Below are 14,309 nucleotides of genomic sequence, written 5' to 3' on the forward strand. Positions count from 1 at the left end.
ACTCTCGCCGGAGAGCCTAGCCCCCGCCGACACCACGACCGAGCCGTCACGGCCGGCGCATCCTGTCGCCGCATGATCCCCTCATGACCTCGACTACCTTGACACCTCACTGAATACGATGCGTATATAGAGGCATGGTCGACGATCCGAGTCCCGACTGGCCGGCGCCCTGGGTCCGCGCCGCACTGTCGACGGCCGTGCTGGCCGCGCTCCAGGAAGAGCCGCAGCACGGCTACGGGATCGCCGTCGCCCTCGAACGCCGCGGCTTCGGACGACCGCGCGGCGGGTCGCTGTATCCGCTGCTCGGCGGCCTGGAGGACGAGGGGCTCATCGCCGCGTCCTGGGCAGACGGGGCCGGCGGACCGCGCCGACGGGTGTACCGCCTCACCGACCCGGGGCATCGACGCCTGCAGGAGGATCGAGACCGCTGGCGCGCCCTCGTCGACGCGCTGGGCGATCACCCGCCGGCCCCAGCCGATGCCGACGAGCCGACCGACTCCGACGAGCCCAGGAGCCCGACACCCCGATGATGCAGACCGAACGCACCTCGCCCCGCCAGCTGGAGGACCTCCACCGTCGTTTCCGCAGCGCGCGTGGGCTGGCCAGAGACGAAAAGTGGGCTCAGGCCGCCGCGACCGTGCTGATCCTCGACGACGTCGCCGAATCGGCCGTCGTCGATCAGCTGGAGCAGCTCCTCGGCACGCTCCGAGCCTCCGAGGAACCCATCGAGGAGCTCTACGGCCCGGCCCGGCGCTGGGCGGAGGAGCAGCTGCCCCGGCTGCGTGAGGAGGGTACTGTCACCCCCGAGATCGCGCGACCGCGCAACTTCCGGGAAGCGGCAGTGATCACGCTGATCGGCACCTCGGGGTTCTCCGTGCTGCTGCTCGTCGTCGTCCTGGTCGCCGGCACCGCCACGATCTCGTTGCTTCCGCTGGTGACGCCGCCGACCCTCGCGCTGGCCATCGTGCTGCTCCAAGCACTGTTCGCGGCCGTGCTGCGCCGCCGACCCTTCGTCGTCGCCGTCGGCATCACCGCCGTGGCGTTGGGCGCGCTCAGCACCGCCGCTGGCTGGAGCCTGGTCACGCTCGCGGATCAGGCGACGCGCTCCCTCAGCGTCTGGTGGCACCTGCCCATCGCCGGGATCGCCGGACTCCTCGCCTGGGGCCTCGACCGCGCGACAGATCGTGCAACCTCCGTACGTGGTGACGCGACGCCGCCGGAGTCCGCCGCAGCGGACGCGCCGCTCGACGATGATCAGTGGCTCGACCAGGCAGCCGAAGCCCTGCGGATGCGCGGCGACATCTCCGATCGACGCATCCGACGACTGCTCGCCGAGGCCCGGACCCATGCCGACGACGCCGACGCCTCGCTGGTCGAGGAGTTCGGCTCCCCGCAGGACTACGCCCGGCGGCACCGCCCGCAGGCCGGCCTCCGCGCCCGGCGTCGTGCGTGGTGGATGGCCGGCGTTGCGCTGGTGGCGACGGTTCCGCTCGTCGACGATCTGGTCACCGAGGGAATCAGCTGGCGGGCAGACTCGATGATGCGCGCTGCACTGGTGGCGTTCCTCGCACTGGCCGCCGTCCTGGCCTGGCGGACGAGCCGCCGTGAGCAGCAGGCGACCCGGACCGCCTGACTCTCACCACGCGTCCGGATCGCCCCGCGGCTCAGGGCTTCAGAACAGCTGCCGGGCGTTGTTCCGGGCCAGGTCGATCAGCTCGTCGCCGCGGCCGGACATCACTGTGCGGATCGCGTAGAGCGTGAAGCCCTTGGCCTGCTCGGCGGTGATCGTCGGCGGCATGGACAGCTCCTGCCGCTCCGTGGTCACGTCCAGCAGCGCCGGTCCATCGTGGGCGAGGAACTCCTCGACCGCGGACGGCAGCTCCGCCGAGCTCTCCACCCGGATGCCGCGGATGCCGGTGGCCTCGGCGACGTCGGCGAAGTTCGGGTTCGCCAGCTCGGTGCCGTAGTTGACGAAGCCGGCGGCCTTCATCTCCACCTCGACGAAGTTCAGCGAGGAGTTGTTGAACACCACCGTCTTCACCGGCAGATCGTGCTGGGTCAGGCTCATCAGTTCGCCCATGAGCATCGCCAGCCCGCCGTCGCCGGCCATGGCGATGACCTGCCGGTTCGTGTCCACCGACTGCACGCCGATCGCCTGCGAGACCGCGTTGGCCATCGACCCGTGCGCGAAGGAGCCGATGAGCCGACGGCGGCCGTTCATGGTCAGATAGCGAGAGGCCCAGACCACCGGCGATCCGACGTCGGGCAGGAAGACCGCGTCGTCGTCGGCCTCCTCGTCGATCAGTCGCGCGAGGTACTGCGGGTGGATGGTGCGCTTCGACGGGCTGGCCAGCGAGTCCAGGTCCTTGCGGGCACGACGGTAGTGCTTGGTCATCGCGTCCAGGTGCTTGGAGCTGCGGTGCTCGCTCAGCCGCGGCAGCAGTGCATCGAGAGTCTCGGCCACTCCCCCGACCAGGCCGACATCGACGGCGGTGCGGCGGCCGATCTGCTCGCCGCGGATGTCCACCTGGACGACCTTCGCGTCCGGGTAGAACTGCTGGTACGGCAGGTCCGAGCCGAGCACCAGCAGCGTCTCGGCGTCCTCCATGGCGTGATAGCCGGAGGAGAAGCCGAGCAGCCCGGTCATGCCGACGTCGTAGGGGTTGTCGTACTCGATGTGCTCCTTGCCGCGCATGGCGTGGACGATCGGCGCCTGCAGCCGCTCGGCGGTCGCCAGGAGCTGGTCGTGGGCGTCGGCAGCGCCCGCCCCGGCGAGGATGGTGACCTTGCTGCGCTCGTTGAGGATCTCGGCGGCGGATTCCAGCTCGGTCTCGGCGGGGACCGTGGTGGAGAGTGCCGGCCGGATGGTCTCCGGCTCGGCCTCGATCTCCTGCAGGGCGACGTCGCCGGGGATGACCAGCACGGCCACGCCGCGCTTCTGGATGGCTTCGCGCATGGCCACGCGCAGCAGCCGCGGCATCTGCGCGGCGGTGGAGACGTGCTCGACGTAGACGCTGCACTCGCGGAAGAGCTCCTGCGGGTGGGTCTCCTGGAAGTAGCCGGAGCCGATCTCCTCGCTGGGGATGTGGGCGGCGATGGCCAGCACCGGGGTCCGCGAGCGCTGGGCGTCGTAGAGGCCGTTGATCAGGTGCAGGTTGCCCGGGCCGCAGCTGCCGGCGCAGACGGCGAGCTCGCCGGTGGTCTGCGCCTCGGCGCTGGCGGCGAAGGCGGCGGCCTCTTCGTGGCGGGTCTGGACCCAGTCGAGGGTGCCGGCGACGCGCAGCGCATCGGTGAAGCCGTTGAGCGAGTCGCCGGGGATCCCATAGACCCGCTGGACTCCCGAAGCGTGCAGTGTGTCGACGATGTTCCGCGCGACTGTGGGCATGACATCTCCTCTTCTGGAAAGACTCGCGGCCGTCGCGCCCGTGCTGCGACACGGCGGTCGCCTGCTGGCGAGTCTATGCCCGGGCCGCTGAGTTAGCCATGAAGTGCCTCACCGGGCGGGGAGAGTTCTGCCACGTGGAGGGGTGACGCGACATTGCGGAGCTCAAGTCCCGGCAGCGTCGACTCCTCAGGAGCGAGTCGTGGGGCTCACTGACGGCGATCTGTTGGAGTCACGACGTGCCGCACCCCTCGTCGTCTCCTCGATTGCACAGGTGGCCCAGATCCTCAGCGATCCAACGACCGTCGACGTAGGTGAGCTCAGCTTCCCATTGTTGGCCCGGAGTTCCTTCGTTCGACTGCACGGAGCCATCATCCGTGTAGCTCGTGAACGAACCGCCGTCCAGCTCGAAGGATCCCCGATAGGTTCCATCGCTCTGCTTCGCCAGGTCGATCCCCGAGAGGGTGTGGTTCTCCTGCCGCCACCGATCCCCCTGATCGTAGACGTCCGCAGTGTGTTCGACACGCTCCCTGCAGAACGTGCACGTAGACATCGACATACTCGCCTGTTTCACCGTATCCCCGGTGTTCCGGGCGTAGACGTCCAACTCCCACCAGTACTCGAGCGCTGCTTCAGCCCCTGCCTGACTCTTCTCCGCGATCCGCTCCGGCGCCTCTGGCTCAGGCAGGTTCTGTGCCGGCCCCTCGGCCGACGCTGAGACCGGCGCGCCCGAGCCATCGCTCCCGGATACCCCCTCCCTCTCGGACCCGTCGGACGACGCGTTGCTCGAGGGAGGCTCGCCTGTCGGAGCGCTGCATGCACCGAGTATCAGCACCCCAGCCAGCGTCGCTGCTAGATAAGACGCCCAGCTCACGCGGGATACGTCATCGTTCATGCTTGTCGATTCGGACATGGCGGACGCCGCTCCCCACCTTGTTCAATCGCTGCCGCATTCCCTGAGGAATGATCCAGTCGACAACTTTCCGGACTGCTTCATAGGTCGCCATCGACAAGTCGCTATCGTTCCCGAGCTGGCGAATCGTTCCACCTGAAGACGAGAGGTCCCGCCCCGTCGGATCACACCAAGCAACGAGTGAATTCAGTCAATCGGCCCCAACCACCGACCGTTCTCGTCGTACTGGTCCTGATAGATCTTCGGCGGACGGTCGGTCGACGGGTCGAACTGGACCGGCCCGTTGCATCCCCACTGGTCCCGTGACTCGCACGCGCCGGAGACCCAGCGGGAGTTCTGCGTCCAGATGTCGGCTTCGCCAGGCGACGATTCCACGCTGATGCTGCCCGGGATGCCGGTCCACTCGCCGCCGTCGAAGCGGTACTGACCGATGAACTCGGTGGTCACGGTGACCTCGAAGATCCCGGTCTCCTCATAGACGTGGGAGGTCGGAGTCTTGAAGTCCATCTTGTTGATCTCTTCGCCGGTGCCGTCATAGTCGGAGAGAGGCTCCCCGGGCTCATAGGTGGTCCGCGAGGTCCCGTCCCCGTAGTCCCAGTGGTAGGCCACCGGAATGGCGCGCAGCTCCATGGTGGCGTCGAGGACATCACCAGAAGTCGCCTGGGTGCGAACGTCGGCGTAGATGTTCGTATGCCGGCCTTTGTAGCCGAAGCCCAGCAGATCAGGTTCGAACTGAACCTCGGCCGGCTCGAGCGACATCTCGACGAACTCTTCCCGAGCGACAGTGGAAGGCTCAGGATCAGCCGACTGTTCGTCTTGCTCAGGTTCCGATTCGGAACCCGTCGCGCAGACTCGCCTCGGGACATCCAGCGACTCGTTCGGCGCTGTACACCCCGGCCCTCCGCTCAACTCGATGCATGCCGAATCGGGCATCGCGCCGGACAAGCACGTATTGCTGGGTTCATAGGTGACCTCCTCTTCCGAAGATCCCCCCGTCTCTGCGCCGCCGGTATCTGGTTCGTTGACAGGTCCGTGGACGTCACCGGCCTCCTCGGGCTGTTCACGGCCCTGGTCACTGGAGCCGTCCCCACCGTCTGATTCCTCTTCGCCCGAGTCCACGAAACCCTCAGTCGGCGGTGCTTTACACTCCTGCGCGCCTCCGGTGAGAGAGTCAGCAGAGTCGTCCTTGCCAGCGGTCTGCTTGTACTCACATTTACCTGCAGCGTCAGAGGCCGATACCCCCTGCAAGGCGATAGGTGCCACGAAGCATAGAAGAATCGCCAGCGCGATGCTGAGAAAGCCAGGAACTAGCCGAATCAGGAGAGATCGCATCCTTCATCCTCACCCTCTGTACAGAGGTGGCTCAGATCCTCCGCGACCCACCGACCATCTGCATACGCGAACTTCGCACCCCACCTCTGGACACTGGAGTCCTCTTCGACCTGCGCGGGAGAGTCTTCCGAGTAGCTGACGAACGTCCCCCCACCCAGGATGAAGTACCCCTTGTACGAACCATCCTCCTGCTCGACGAGCGCCATGTCCTTGATCTCGTACTCGTCTTGACGCCACCATCCGCCTTGGTCAAAGACGCCTACGGTGTGCTCGACCCGAGCCTTGCAGTAATCGCATGTCGACATCGACATGCTGGCCAACGACGACGTGTCACCGGTATTCCGGGCGTACGCATACAGCTCCCACCAGTACTTCAGGGCCGCCTCGGCTCCATCTTCGCTCTTCTCGGTGATCTCCTCCGGAGCCTCCGGTTCGGGCCAGTTCTGGGCCGGCCCATCCGACGACGCCGGAATCGGCTCACCCGAGCCGTCGGAATCGCCTTCGCCGCCACCGCTCGAGTCGCTCGATGAGCCGTCGGACGACCCGTCACTCGACGAGGTCTCCTCACCAGAGCCGCCGTCGGGGCTCTCGCTCGCCGAGGCGCTTGCGCTCGGCTCTTCGGAACCGGCCTGAGCGTCCTCCTCGGGCGAACCTCCGCAGGCGCTGAGCAGCAACGCGCCAGCCAGCAGCACCCCGAGCAGAGGAAGACGGCGCGCACCGCGGGCGGTGCCGCCGTCGGTCGTCGGGTCGGTCTCGGCAGACACAGGCGTCATGGGGCTCCCCCGTCGTTCCGGCATTGTCAGTGCCCACCGTCAGGACGGTGGGCACTCGGCTCGCCAGTCTAGAGACCACACGAGGCGCTGCAACTCGCCCTGATCAGACTGTGGAGAACCCGACCTCCGCAGACGGGAACCGTCCTGCCTCGTCGTGTTTCTCCGTCCCCGTCCAGTTGGGCCAGGACGGCGAAACACGACGGGGCCGAGCGGTGACCCCGCCCAACGGGACGGGGCAGACCGGCCAGCTCCGCCCGCCCTGGTCAGCGCCGCCGCGGTGGCTCAGCACCACGCGCCGTGGCCCAGCACCGCTCACTGTGACCCAGCACCGCCCGACACCCGCCCGGACCACACCCCACCCACAGCCCGGTGTTCCGTCGCTCACGAAAGTTTTAGACTGACCAGTCAGTTCAGTACTATCGAAGCATGCTCGATGTGCGCTCGATGAGCTTCCATGACCGGCACGCTCTCATCGTGCCGCCCACCAGCTTCCGGATCGCCGCCGGGGAGCTGGTCTTCCTCGAGATCCCCACCCCGGCGGGCCGCACCGCCGCCTCGCTGATCCTCTCCGGCCGCATGGCGCCCGGGGACGGTGAGCTGCTCCTCGACGACGACCCCCGCCTGCGGGCTCGCCGTCGCGCCGCCGCCGTCGTCGACGCCGAGGGGATCACCTCCCCGGAACACTTCATGAGCGTGCGCCGCGTCGTCGCCGAGTCGCTCGGCCTGCGCCCGCTGCGGGCGCGGCTGCCGCATCGTCGCGACAGGATCCCCTCGTCGCCGCGGGCCTGGATGCAGGCCCACGACTGGAGCGGGGTCGCCGGCGACCACGTCGACGCACTGCCGGCCCCCGAGCGGATCGAGCTGCTCACGATGCTGGCCTTCGCCGATCCGCAGGTCCGTCTCGCGGCGCTCGACTCCCCCGACCGTCATGACATCACCGGCGAAGCCCTCGAGGACACCCTCTCCGCCCTGGTCGACGAGGAATCGGAGACCAGCGTGATCGCCGTCGTCGATCGCGCCCCGGCCGGCACGGACCACCGGGTCGTCTCCGCCGGAGAGCCGCCGGCCGAGGACCCAGAGGACGCCGACGACGAGACCACCCACGACTCCCCCGCGGAGGACCGATGACCTTCCTGCGCCTGATCCGCTCCGAGCTGTCCCGGCTGACCGACAGCATCCTGCCGATCCTCACCGTCCTCGCCCTGGCGGTGGTCCCGGTGATCTACGGCGGCATCTACCTCTACGCGAACTGGGATCCCACCGGGAACCTGGAGGACGTCGACGCCGCGCTGGTCAATCTGGACGAGGGCGCGGACTTCGACGGCGAGTCGCAGACCATCGGCGACGACGTCGCCGAAGAGCTCACCGACGATGCCTCCTTCCACTGGGTCGACGTCGACTCGGTCAAGCAGGCCGAGGCGAACGTCGCCGCCGGGGACCAGCAGTTCGCCCTGGTGATCCCGCAGGACTTCTCCGCGGCACTGGCCTCCCCCGGCGACTTCGAGTCTGCCGAGCAGGCCCAGCTGCAGGTGGTCACCAACGACGCCAACAACTACCTGCTCTCCAGCATCGTCGACTCGCTGGCCTCCGAGGTCCACGCCTCAGTGGCCGCGCAGGTCGGCGAGGAGACCGCGGACCAGCTGCTGACCGGCTTCGGGCGGATCCATCAGCAGATGCTGAAGGCCGCCGACGGCGCCGACGAGCTCACCGACGGCGCCTCCGACCTCGACGACGGCCTGGTCACGCTGCATTCCGGCGCCTCCGACCTCGCCGACGGCGCGGCGGATCTGGACGACGGGGTCGACGAGCTCTCCACCGGGCTGGGCGATCTCAAAGAGGGCACTGGCCAGCTCGACGACGGCGCCGCCACACTCTCCTCCGGCGCCGACGACCTCTCCACCGGCGCGAGCGACCTCTCCTCCGGGCTGGGCGACCTCGTCGACGGCGCCGCGGCCGCCGAGTCCGGCGCCGGCGAGCTCTCCACCGGCGCCGAGGATCTGCACACCGGGCTCGGCTCGCTGACCGAGGGCGCCGAGCAGGTCGCCGACGGCAACGAGAAGCTCTCGGCCGCCTCCCACGAGGCCACTGACGTGATCCAGCAGTTCGAGTCCGACGCCGAGGGCCGGGTGGACGAGACCGTCGAGCAGCTGGTCGCCGCCGGGGTGATCACCGAGGACGACGTCGCCTCGGCCCGCGAGGCGCTGGCCTCCACCGCCGCGGACTCGCAGCTGCTGGACCGGGCCGAGCAGACCCGCACCGAGCTGACCGAGGCGCAGGAGCAGATCGACCAGCTCGCCGCCGGCTCCCGCGACGTCGCCGACGGCGCGGCCGAACTGGAGTCGGGCAGCTCGGATCTGGCCGACGGTGCGGCGTCGCTGGCTGAGCAGCTGCCGGACCTCACCGCCGGCGCCCAGTCGGCGAAGGACGGCGCGGACACGCTGTCCTCCGGCGCCGACGACCTCTCCACCGGCGCGAGCGACCTCTCCGAGGGCGCGACCGCCGTCGACTCCGGCGTCGACGAGCTGATCACCGGCGCCGACCAGCTCGACACCGGCGCCACCGACCTCTCCGAGGGCGCCGTCTCGCTGCGCGACGGACTCTCCGACGCCCAGGACGGCTCCACCCAGCTGGTCGACGGCGCCGGCGAGCTCGCCGGCAAACTCTCCTCCGGCGCGGAGGATGTCCCGGACCCCGACGCCGAGCAGCGCGACGAGCTCTCCTCGGTGATGGGCGATCCGCTGCGCGTCGCCGAGACCGCCCAGACCGAGGCCGGCAGCTACGGCGCCGGCATGGCGCCGTACTTCCTCGGGCTGTCGCTGTGGATCGGCGCGCTCGTGATGATCCAGGTGCTGCGGCCGGTCTCGCCGCGGGCGCTGGCCTCCAACGCGCCGTCGGCGGCGATCGTGATCGGTTCCTGGCTGCCGTTCCTGCTGCTCTCGCTGGTCCAGGCCGGGCTGGTCTACACGGCGGTGGTCTTCGGGCTCGGGCTGGAGCCGGTGCATCCTTGGATGTCCTTCGGCCTGCTCACCGTGGCCTCGCTGGCGTTCACCGCACTGATCCAGGGAGTGGTCACGCTGCTGGGCAATCCGGGGAAGATGCTGATGATCGTGCTGCTGGTGCTGCAGCTGGTCGCCTCCGGCGGCACCTATCCGGCGGAGACGCTGCCGGACGGGCTGTCCGCGCTGCATCGATGGCTGCCGATGAGCTATGTGGTCGACGGACTGCGGCACGCCATATACGGCGGGCAGCTGTCCTCGGCGACGACGGCGGCCGCGGCGCTGGTGCTCACCGCGGTGGTGGGGCTGTCCATCATGACCTTCGCAGTGCAGCGGAAGAAGACGTGGTCGCTGAAGCGGCTGCAGCCGCCCTTCGCCGAGGCCGCCTGAGCCGCGAGTGCACGGCACGACGAGCATCGGCCGGGCCGGGCAGAACGAGCAGACCCGCATCACAAGGAGCAGCATGAGTGACGACGCCGGCGCCGCGCCGGGCCCGAAGCGCCCCGCCCGGGTGCGGATCCTGGAGGCGATGATGGCCCTGGACGACCATCGCAGCGTCCATGAGCACACCGTCGACGAGCTCGCCGCCGTCGCCGGGGTGGCCAAGGGCTCGGTCTACTACCAGTTCGGCTCCAAGGACCGGCTGGTGCGCGAGATGCTCGTCCACGGCGGCGAGGAGCTGCGCGTGATGATGGACGCCACCGCCGAGGAGCGGACTGAGACCGGCGACGACGAGCGGGCCGGCTTCGCCGCGCGGCTGCGGGCGGCGGTGGAGTTCCTCGACGCCCACCCGTCCTTCACTGGACTGGTCGCCTTCGCCCTGGCTCGCCGCCGCGACGACGAGTCCCAGCAGCTGCGATCGGAGAAGGAGTCGATCATCGCGCTGCTGGCCGACCGGCTCGCCGCCCTCGACGCCGCCGTCGTCGCCGACGACCCCGCACGGGCTCCGGCGACCCGGGCCCGACTGGAGATCACCGCCACGGGGCTGCTCTCGGCGGCGGTGACGCTGACCATCGACCGGCACACCACCCATCCGGAGTGGAGCGTGGCCGACTGCGTCGACGCGCTGGTGGCGATGGTCCCGCGGGCCTGAATCTCGGCACCGCCGTGGGCTACTGGGGATTCTCCGCGGGAGCCGGCTCCAGCTCGGCCTCACCGTCGTCGATCATGATCTGCTGCTCCGGGCAGATCGGACCCGGCAGAGTCTGTTCCGCGCGGGAACCGAGCTCCACAGTGACATCGCCCGCCGTGCAGCCGGAGTCGAGCAGCTCCACCGCGCCGTCGGAGGAGACGTCGAGCACCTGGTCCCCCACGTCCACGGCGACATCCTCCGAGCCTTCGTTGACGACGCTGAGGTCGCCGGTGTCGGCACAGGCGGTCAACGCCAGCCCGGCGAGGCCGACCAGCAGAAGGCCTCCGTGTCGCATCGTACGCGTCCTGCTGACCATTCGTTCCCCTCTCCTCGGTCAGTGGCACGGTAGCTCCGACCGGTGTGTTGTGGCAACGGCCTCAGGGCCGCCACCCCTCACCCGCCGAAGGGGTTCTGCTCGGCGAGCCAGGTCTGCACCCACCAGGCGCCGCCGGCGAGGATGATCAGCATCGGCACCACCGCGATCGCCAGCGTCCGCCGGCGCAGCGCACGGCGGCGGTGCCGCAGCGCCGTCTCATCGAGCAGCGGATCGGCGGCACCGGTGGTCAGCACCGCATAGCCGACGCCCCAGGCGGCGAGCACCACCAGGACTGAGATCAGCATCGGCGCGCCCGGCGCCAGCGTGGCCAGCACCTGCGGCAGCACGAGCACCGGCAGCGCGATGACCGCGCCGGCCAGCAGGATCGCGACGATCAGCGGGGCGGGCCGCTCGGCCAGCCCGCGCAGGATCCGCGGGCCGAGCCCGACGACGACGGCCCCGGCGGCGACGAACAGCACCGCGGTGAAGACGCCCCCGAGGGTGATCCGCGCGCCGTGGTCGGAGAGCAGCGCGGCGGTGCTCCAGGCCAGTCCCAGCGTCGCCAGCACTTCCACCACGACGACGGCGACGGTCCGGCGGGCCCCGGGCATCGGCTCGGGCGCCGGGGGCAGGTTCGTCACGCCACCGCCGTCGGGCGTCTCCCCCGACTCGGGCGTAGACGTCTGGTCCTTCTGGTCAGTGCTGGGCATGGGCTCTCCTCCTCGCCTGCTGCGTGGCTGATGTGCCTGACATGTCGGGAGGATAGGACTCTCGGCTGAACGTCGGCGCAGAGCGACATGCCGTCGGTCCTCGTCGCACCAGATCCCGCCCGGGCAGTCTCAGGGTGCCGGTGCTACTCTGCGCCAGGACGCCGATACCTGTGATATCCGCCACGATTCCAGTGGGCCGCCACCCCTCCGACGCCGCCCGCCCGACCCTCAGGAGGAACACCCATGTCCGACGACCACACCACCGGGACTTCCGACTCCGCCAGTACCTCCGATGACCAGGAGACCGTCCGCCGCCACGGCGAGAAGTCCCGCTTCGAGGTGCACGTCGGCGAGGAGCTCGCCGGCTTCTCGATGTACAAGGAACTGCCCGACGACGACCAGCGGATCTTCTACCACACCGAAATCTTCGACGCCTTCGGAGGCCGCGGTCTGGCCAGCACGCTGACCCGCTCGGCCCTGGAGACCAGCGCGGCCGAGGGGTGGCGGATCGTGCCCGTCTGCCCGTACGTGAAGAAGTGGCTCGAGTCCCACCACGAGGTCGACGACGCCGTGGACGCGGTGCGCCCGGCGCATCTGGAGGCGCTGCGCTGACCTGAGCCGCGCGCACTCGGCGAAGCCGAGTCGCCCGGACCCGCTCGAGGACCCCGGCTCCGATTCTGAAAGGACCACGGCGGCATGAAGACCCCGATCCCCGATTACCTCGAGGAAGTCCTCGCCGCGCTGCGTGACGTCGACGACGGCGCGACGGCCGACTACATCCCGGAGCTGGCCTCGGCCTATCCTGAACGCAGCGCCCTGGCCATCACCTCCGCCGACGGCAGCACCTACTCCGCCGGCGACGCGGAGGTCGCTTTCACCATCCAGTCCATCTCCAAGCCGTTCGCCTATGCGGCGGCCATCATGGACCGCGGCCTGGACCGGGTCCTGGAGGCCGTGGGCGTCGAACCCTCCGGCGAGGCGTTCGACGAGCTCTCCCTGGAGGGAGAGACGCATCGGCCCAGGAACCCGATGATCAACGCCGGCGCGATCACCGCCCATGCGCTGCTGGTCGGGCCGACGACTACGGCGGCCGACCGGGTCGAGCGGATCCGGACGCTGTGCTCGCGGCTGGCCGACCGGGAGCTGGCGGTCGACGAACGCGTCGCCGCCTCAGAGCTGGAGACGGCGGACCGCAATCTGGCCATCGCCCATATGCTCCGCACTTACGGCATCGTCGACGCCCCGGCCCATGAGCTCGTCGAGGGCTATGTCCGGCAGTGCTCGCTGCTGGTGACGGTCGAGGACCTGTCGATGATGGGCGCGACGCTCGCCTCCGGTGGAGTCCAGCCGCGCACCGGCGAGCAGCTCATGCCGCCGGAGGTGGCCCGGCAGGTCATGGCCGTGATGGCCGCCGCCGGCATGTACGACGCGGCCGGGGACTGGCTGACGCGGGTGGGCATCCCCGCCAAGAGCGGAGTCGCCGGCGGGATGCTCGGCGTGCTGCCCGACCGTGCCGGCATCAGCGCCTTCTCCCCGCGCCTGGACGCGCGCGGGAACAGCGTCCGCGGGCGCATGGCCTTCGAACGGCTCTCCGCGGACATGGGGATGCACCTGTTCGCCTCGGACCGCGGACTGCCGGACCGGACGGAGCTGACCGACGACGGCGAGACCGCCACGCTGGTGCTGCGCGGGAACGTGGAGTTCACCGCCGCCGCCCAGCTGCTGGACCTGATGACCACTCTCCGCCGAGACACCGTGCTGCTGGACGTCTCGCGGGTGCACACTGTCAGCGACGTCGGCCGCCGGATGACGCTGGAAGGGCTGCGGCGGCTGCGGCTCGACGGCGTCCGCGTCCAGCTGCACGACCCGGGCGGGGTGCTGCCCGACCCGGATCTCGGCGACGGCAGTCGCCCCGAGCTGCGGTGACGCCCCGCCATCCCCCATCGACCATCCGTCACCGAACCCCGTGAGGTGCCCCATGACATCGACCGATCACGACACCCAGACCGCCGGTCGGCGCTCCGCCGCGGCGACCGCCCCGGACTTCAGCCACCTGCGCGCGACGTTCTTCAACTGCACGCTGAAGCCCTCTCCGGAGGTCAGCCACACCGAAGCTCTGGTGGAGGCCAGCGCACGGCTGATGCGCGATCACGGAGTGAGCGTGGAGATCATCCGCCCGGTGGACCATGACATCGCGCCCGGCGTGCAGCCGGATATGACCCAGCACGGCTGGCAGACCGACGAGTGGCCGCAGCTGCACCGGACGGTCATGGCCTCCGACATCCTGGTGCTGGCCGGCCCGATCTGGTTGGGCGACAACAGCTCGGTGATGCGGCGGGTCATCGAGCGGCTGTACTCGAACTCCGGCGACCTCAACGACGCCGGCCAGTCTTCCTACTACGGCCGGGTCGGCGGAGCGCTGTTCACCGGCAACGAGGACGGGATCAAGCACTGCGCGATGAACGTGCTCTACAGCCTGCAGCACCTCGGCTGCACTATCCCGCCGCAGGCCGACGCCGGCTGGGTCGGCGAGGCCGGTCCCGGCCCGTCCTACGCGGATCCGGGCTCCGGCGGCCCGGAGAACGACTTCACCACCCGCAACACCACGTTCATGACCTACAACCTGATGCATCTGGCGGCGATGCTCCGCGCCGCCGGCGGGATCCCCTCCTACGGCAATGACCGCCGCGCCTGGGACGCCGGCACCGGGGCGGAGCATGTGAACCCCGAGTACCGCTGACCGCGGGGAGTCCGC

Annotated in this window: 14 protein-coding genes; 8 read left to right on the plus strand and 6 right to left on the minus strand. The window is 69.7% G+C overall.

The features are described 5' to 3' along the window. The first annotated feature begins 134 nt into the window (after positions 1-134). A complete protein-coding gene (locus tag GU5_RS0106460; protein ID WP_010524766.1) occupies positions 135-530 on the plus strand; it encodes a PadR family transcriptional regulator in 396 nt (131 codons plus the stop codon). Continuing rightward, positions 527-1,633 (plus strand): hypothetical protein, encoded by a 1,107-nt coding sequence (locus GU5_RS0106465; RefSeq protein ID WP_010524767.1) that lies wholly within the window; start codon positions 527-529, stop codon positions 1,631-1,633. The genes GU5_RS0106460 and GU5_RS0106465 overlap by 4 nt, the downstream gene beginning before the upstream one ends. A gap of 39 nt (positions 1,634-1,672) precedes the next feature. Here the strand turns inward: GU5_RS0106465 and poxB are convergent, their stop codons facing one another. The 4 genes from poxB to GU5_RS0106485 form a co-directional block, all read right to left on the minus strand. Next, on the minus strand, positions 1,673-3,385 hold the full coding sequence (gene poxB, locus GU5_RS0106470; protein ID WP_010524768.1) for a ubiquinone-dependent pyruvate dehydrogenase: 1,713 nt from the start codon (positions 3,383-3,385) through the stop codon (positions 1,673-1,675). Between the two features lie 229 nt (positions 3,386-3,614). Then, positions 3,615-4,295: a DUF6318 family protein gene (locus GU5_RS16290; RefSeq protein WP_010524769.1), complete on the minus strand. Its 681-nt coding sequence runs from the start codon at positions 4,293-4,295 to the stop codon at positions 3,615-3,617. A 186-nt stretch (positions 4,296-4,481) separates the two neighbouring features. After that, complete coding sequence (locus tag GU5_RS14365) at positions 4,482-5,054, minus strand: PKD domain-containing protein (RefSeq protein WP_010524770.1); 573 nt, start codon at positions 5,052-5,054, stop codon at positions 4,482-4,484. 557 nt (positions 5,055-5,611) lie between these two features. Next, positions 5,612-6,400 carry a DUF6318 family protein gene (locus tag GU5_RS0106485; RefSeq protein WP_010524771.1) on the minus strand — a complete coding sequence of 263 codons (789 nt, stop codon included), beginning with the start codon at positions 6,398-6,400 and terminating at the stop codon, positions 5,612-5,614. 426 nt (positions 6,401-6,826) lie between these two features. Here GU5_RS0106485 and GU5_RS14370 point away from each other — a divergent pair, with 426 nt between their 5' ends. From GU5_RS14370 to GU5_RS16295, 3 genes are all read left to right on the plus strand, one after another. After that, positions 6,827-7,528 (plus strand): hypothetical protein, encoded by a 702-nt coding sequence (locus GU5_RS14370; RefSeq protein ID WP_010524772.1) that lies wholly within the window; start codon positions 6,827-6,829, stop codon positions 7,526-7,528. Next, positions 7,525-9,786 (plus strand): YhgE/Pip domain-containing protein, encoded by a 2,262-nt coding sequence (locus tag GU5_RS0106495; RefSeq protein WP_010524773.1) that lies wholly within the window; start codon positions 7,525-7,527, stop codon positions 9,784-9,786. Before GU5_RS14370 ends, GU5_RS0106495 begins: the two co-directional genes overlap by 4 nt. A gap of 73 nt (positions 9,787-9,859) precedes the next feature. Then, entirely contained in the window at positions 9,860-10,489 is a 630-nt protein-coding gene (locus tag GU5_RS16295; protein WP_010524774.1) for a TetR/AcrR family transcriptional regulator, read from the plus strand. A gap of 19 nt (positions 10,490-10,508) precedes the next feature. Here GU5_RS16295 and GU5_RS0106505 read toward each other — a convergent pair whose 3' ends face one another. Both GU5_RS0106505 and GU5_RS0106510 read right to left on the minus strand, forming a co-directional pair. Beyond that, on the minus strand, positions 10,509-10,823 hold the full coding sequence (locus tag GU5_RS0106505) for a hypothetical protein (RefSeq protein ID WP_010524775.1): 315 nt from the start codon (positions 10,821-10,823) through the stop codon (positions 10,509-10,511). A gap of 98 nt (positions 10,824-10,921) precedes the next feature. Further along, complete coding sequence (locus GU5_RS0106510; RefSeq protein ID WP_010524776.1) at positions 10,922-11,554, minus strand: hypothetical protein; 633 nt, start codon at positions 11,552-11,554, stop codon at positions 10,922-10,924. Positions 11,555-11,797: 243 nt separating this feature from the next. Between GU5_RS0106510 and GU5_RS14380 the strand changes: the two genes are divergently transcribed. The 3 genes from GU5_RS14380 (at position 11,798) to GU5_RS0106525 (ending at position 14,294) form a co-directional block, all read left to right on the plus strand. Next, entirely contained in the window at positions 11,798-12,166 is a 369-nt protein-coding gene (locus GU5_RS14380; protein ID WP_010524777.1) for a GNAT family N-acetyltransferase, read from the plus strand. An 84-nt stretch (positions 12,167-12,250) separates the two neighbouring features. Next, positions 12,251-13,480: a glutaminase gene (locus GU5_RS0106520; RefSeq protein ID WP_010524778.1), complete on the plus strand. Its 1,230-nt coding sequence runs from the start codon at positions 12,251-12,253 to the stop codon at positions 13,478-13,480. Between the two features lie 52 nt (positions 13,481-13,532). Beyond that, positions 13,533-14,294, plus strand: a complete 762-nt coding sequence (locus tag GU5_RS0106525; RefSeq protein ID WP_010524779.1) for a flavodoxin family protein — start codon at positions 13,533-13,535, stop codon at positions 14,292-14,294. The last annotated feature ends 15 nt before the right edge of the window (positions 14,295-14,309 follow it).

It is taken from the genome of Nesterenkonia sp. F, assembly GCF_000220985.1.
Lineage (GTDB): Bacteria > Actinomycetota > Actinomycetes > Actinomycetales > Micrococcaceae > Nesterenkonia.

Bases quoted from the DNA above. Each gene is read 5' to 3' on its own strand.
- GU5_RS0106460 (WP_010524766.1), top strand. From the start codon at position 135: ATGGTCGACGATCCGAGTCCCGACTGGCCGGCGCCCTGGGTCCGCGCC.
- GU5_RS0106465 (WP_010524767.1), top strand. From the start codon at position 527: ATGATGCAGACCGAACGCACCTCGCCCCGCCAGCTGGAGGACCTCCAC.
- poxB (WP_010524768.1), bottom strand. From the start codon at position 3,385: ATGCCCACAGTCGCGCGGAACATCGTCGACACACTGCACGCTTCGGGA.
- GU5_RS16290 (WP_010524769.1), bottom strand. From the start codon at position 4,295: ATGTCCGAATCGACAAGCATGAACGATGACGTATCCCGCGTGAGCTGG.
- GU5_RS14365 (WP_010524770.1), bottom strand. From the start codon at position 5,054: ATGTCGCTCGAGCCGGCCGAGGTTCAGTTCGAACCTGATCTGCTGGGC.
- GU5_RS0106485 (WP_010524771.1), bottom strand. From the start codon at position 6,400: ATGACGCCTGTGTCTGCCGAGACCGACCCGACGACCGACGGCGGCACC.
- GU5_RS14370 (WP_010524772.1), top strand. From the start codon at position 6,827: ATGCTCGATGTGCGCTCGATGAGCTTCCATGACCGGCACGCTCTCATC.
- GU5_RS0106495 (WP_010524773.1), top strand. From the start codon at position 7,525: ATGACCTTCCTGCGCCTGATCCGCTCCGAGCTGTCCCGGCTGACCGAC.
- GU5_RS16295 (WP_010524774.1), top strand. From the start codon at position 9,860: ATGAGTGACGACGCCGGCGCCGCGCCGGGCCCGAAGCGCCCCGCCCGG.
- GU5_RS0106505 (WP_010524775.1), bottom strand. From the start codon at position 10,823: ATGCGACACGGAGGCCTTCTGCTGGTCGGCCTCGCCGGGCTGGCGTTG.
- GU5_RS0106510 (WP_010524776.1), bottom strand. From the start codon at position 11,554: ATGCCCAGCACTGACCAGAAGGACCAGACGTCTACGCCCGAGTCGGGG.
- GU5_RS14380 (WP_010524777.1), top strand. From the start codon at position 11,798: ATGTCCGACGACCACACCACCGGGACTTCCGACTCCGCCAGTACCTCC.
- GU5_RS0106520 (WP_010524778.1), top strand. From the start codon at position 12,251: ATGAAGACCCCGATCCCCGATTACCTCGAGGAAGTCCTCGCCGCGCTG.
- GU5_RS0106525 (WP_010524779.1), top strand. From the start codon at position 13,533: ATGACATCGACCGATCACGACACCCAGACCGCCGGTCGGCGCTCCGCC.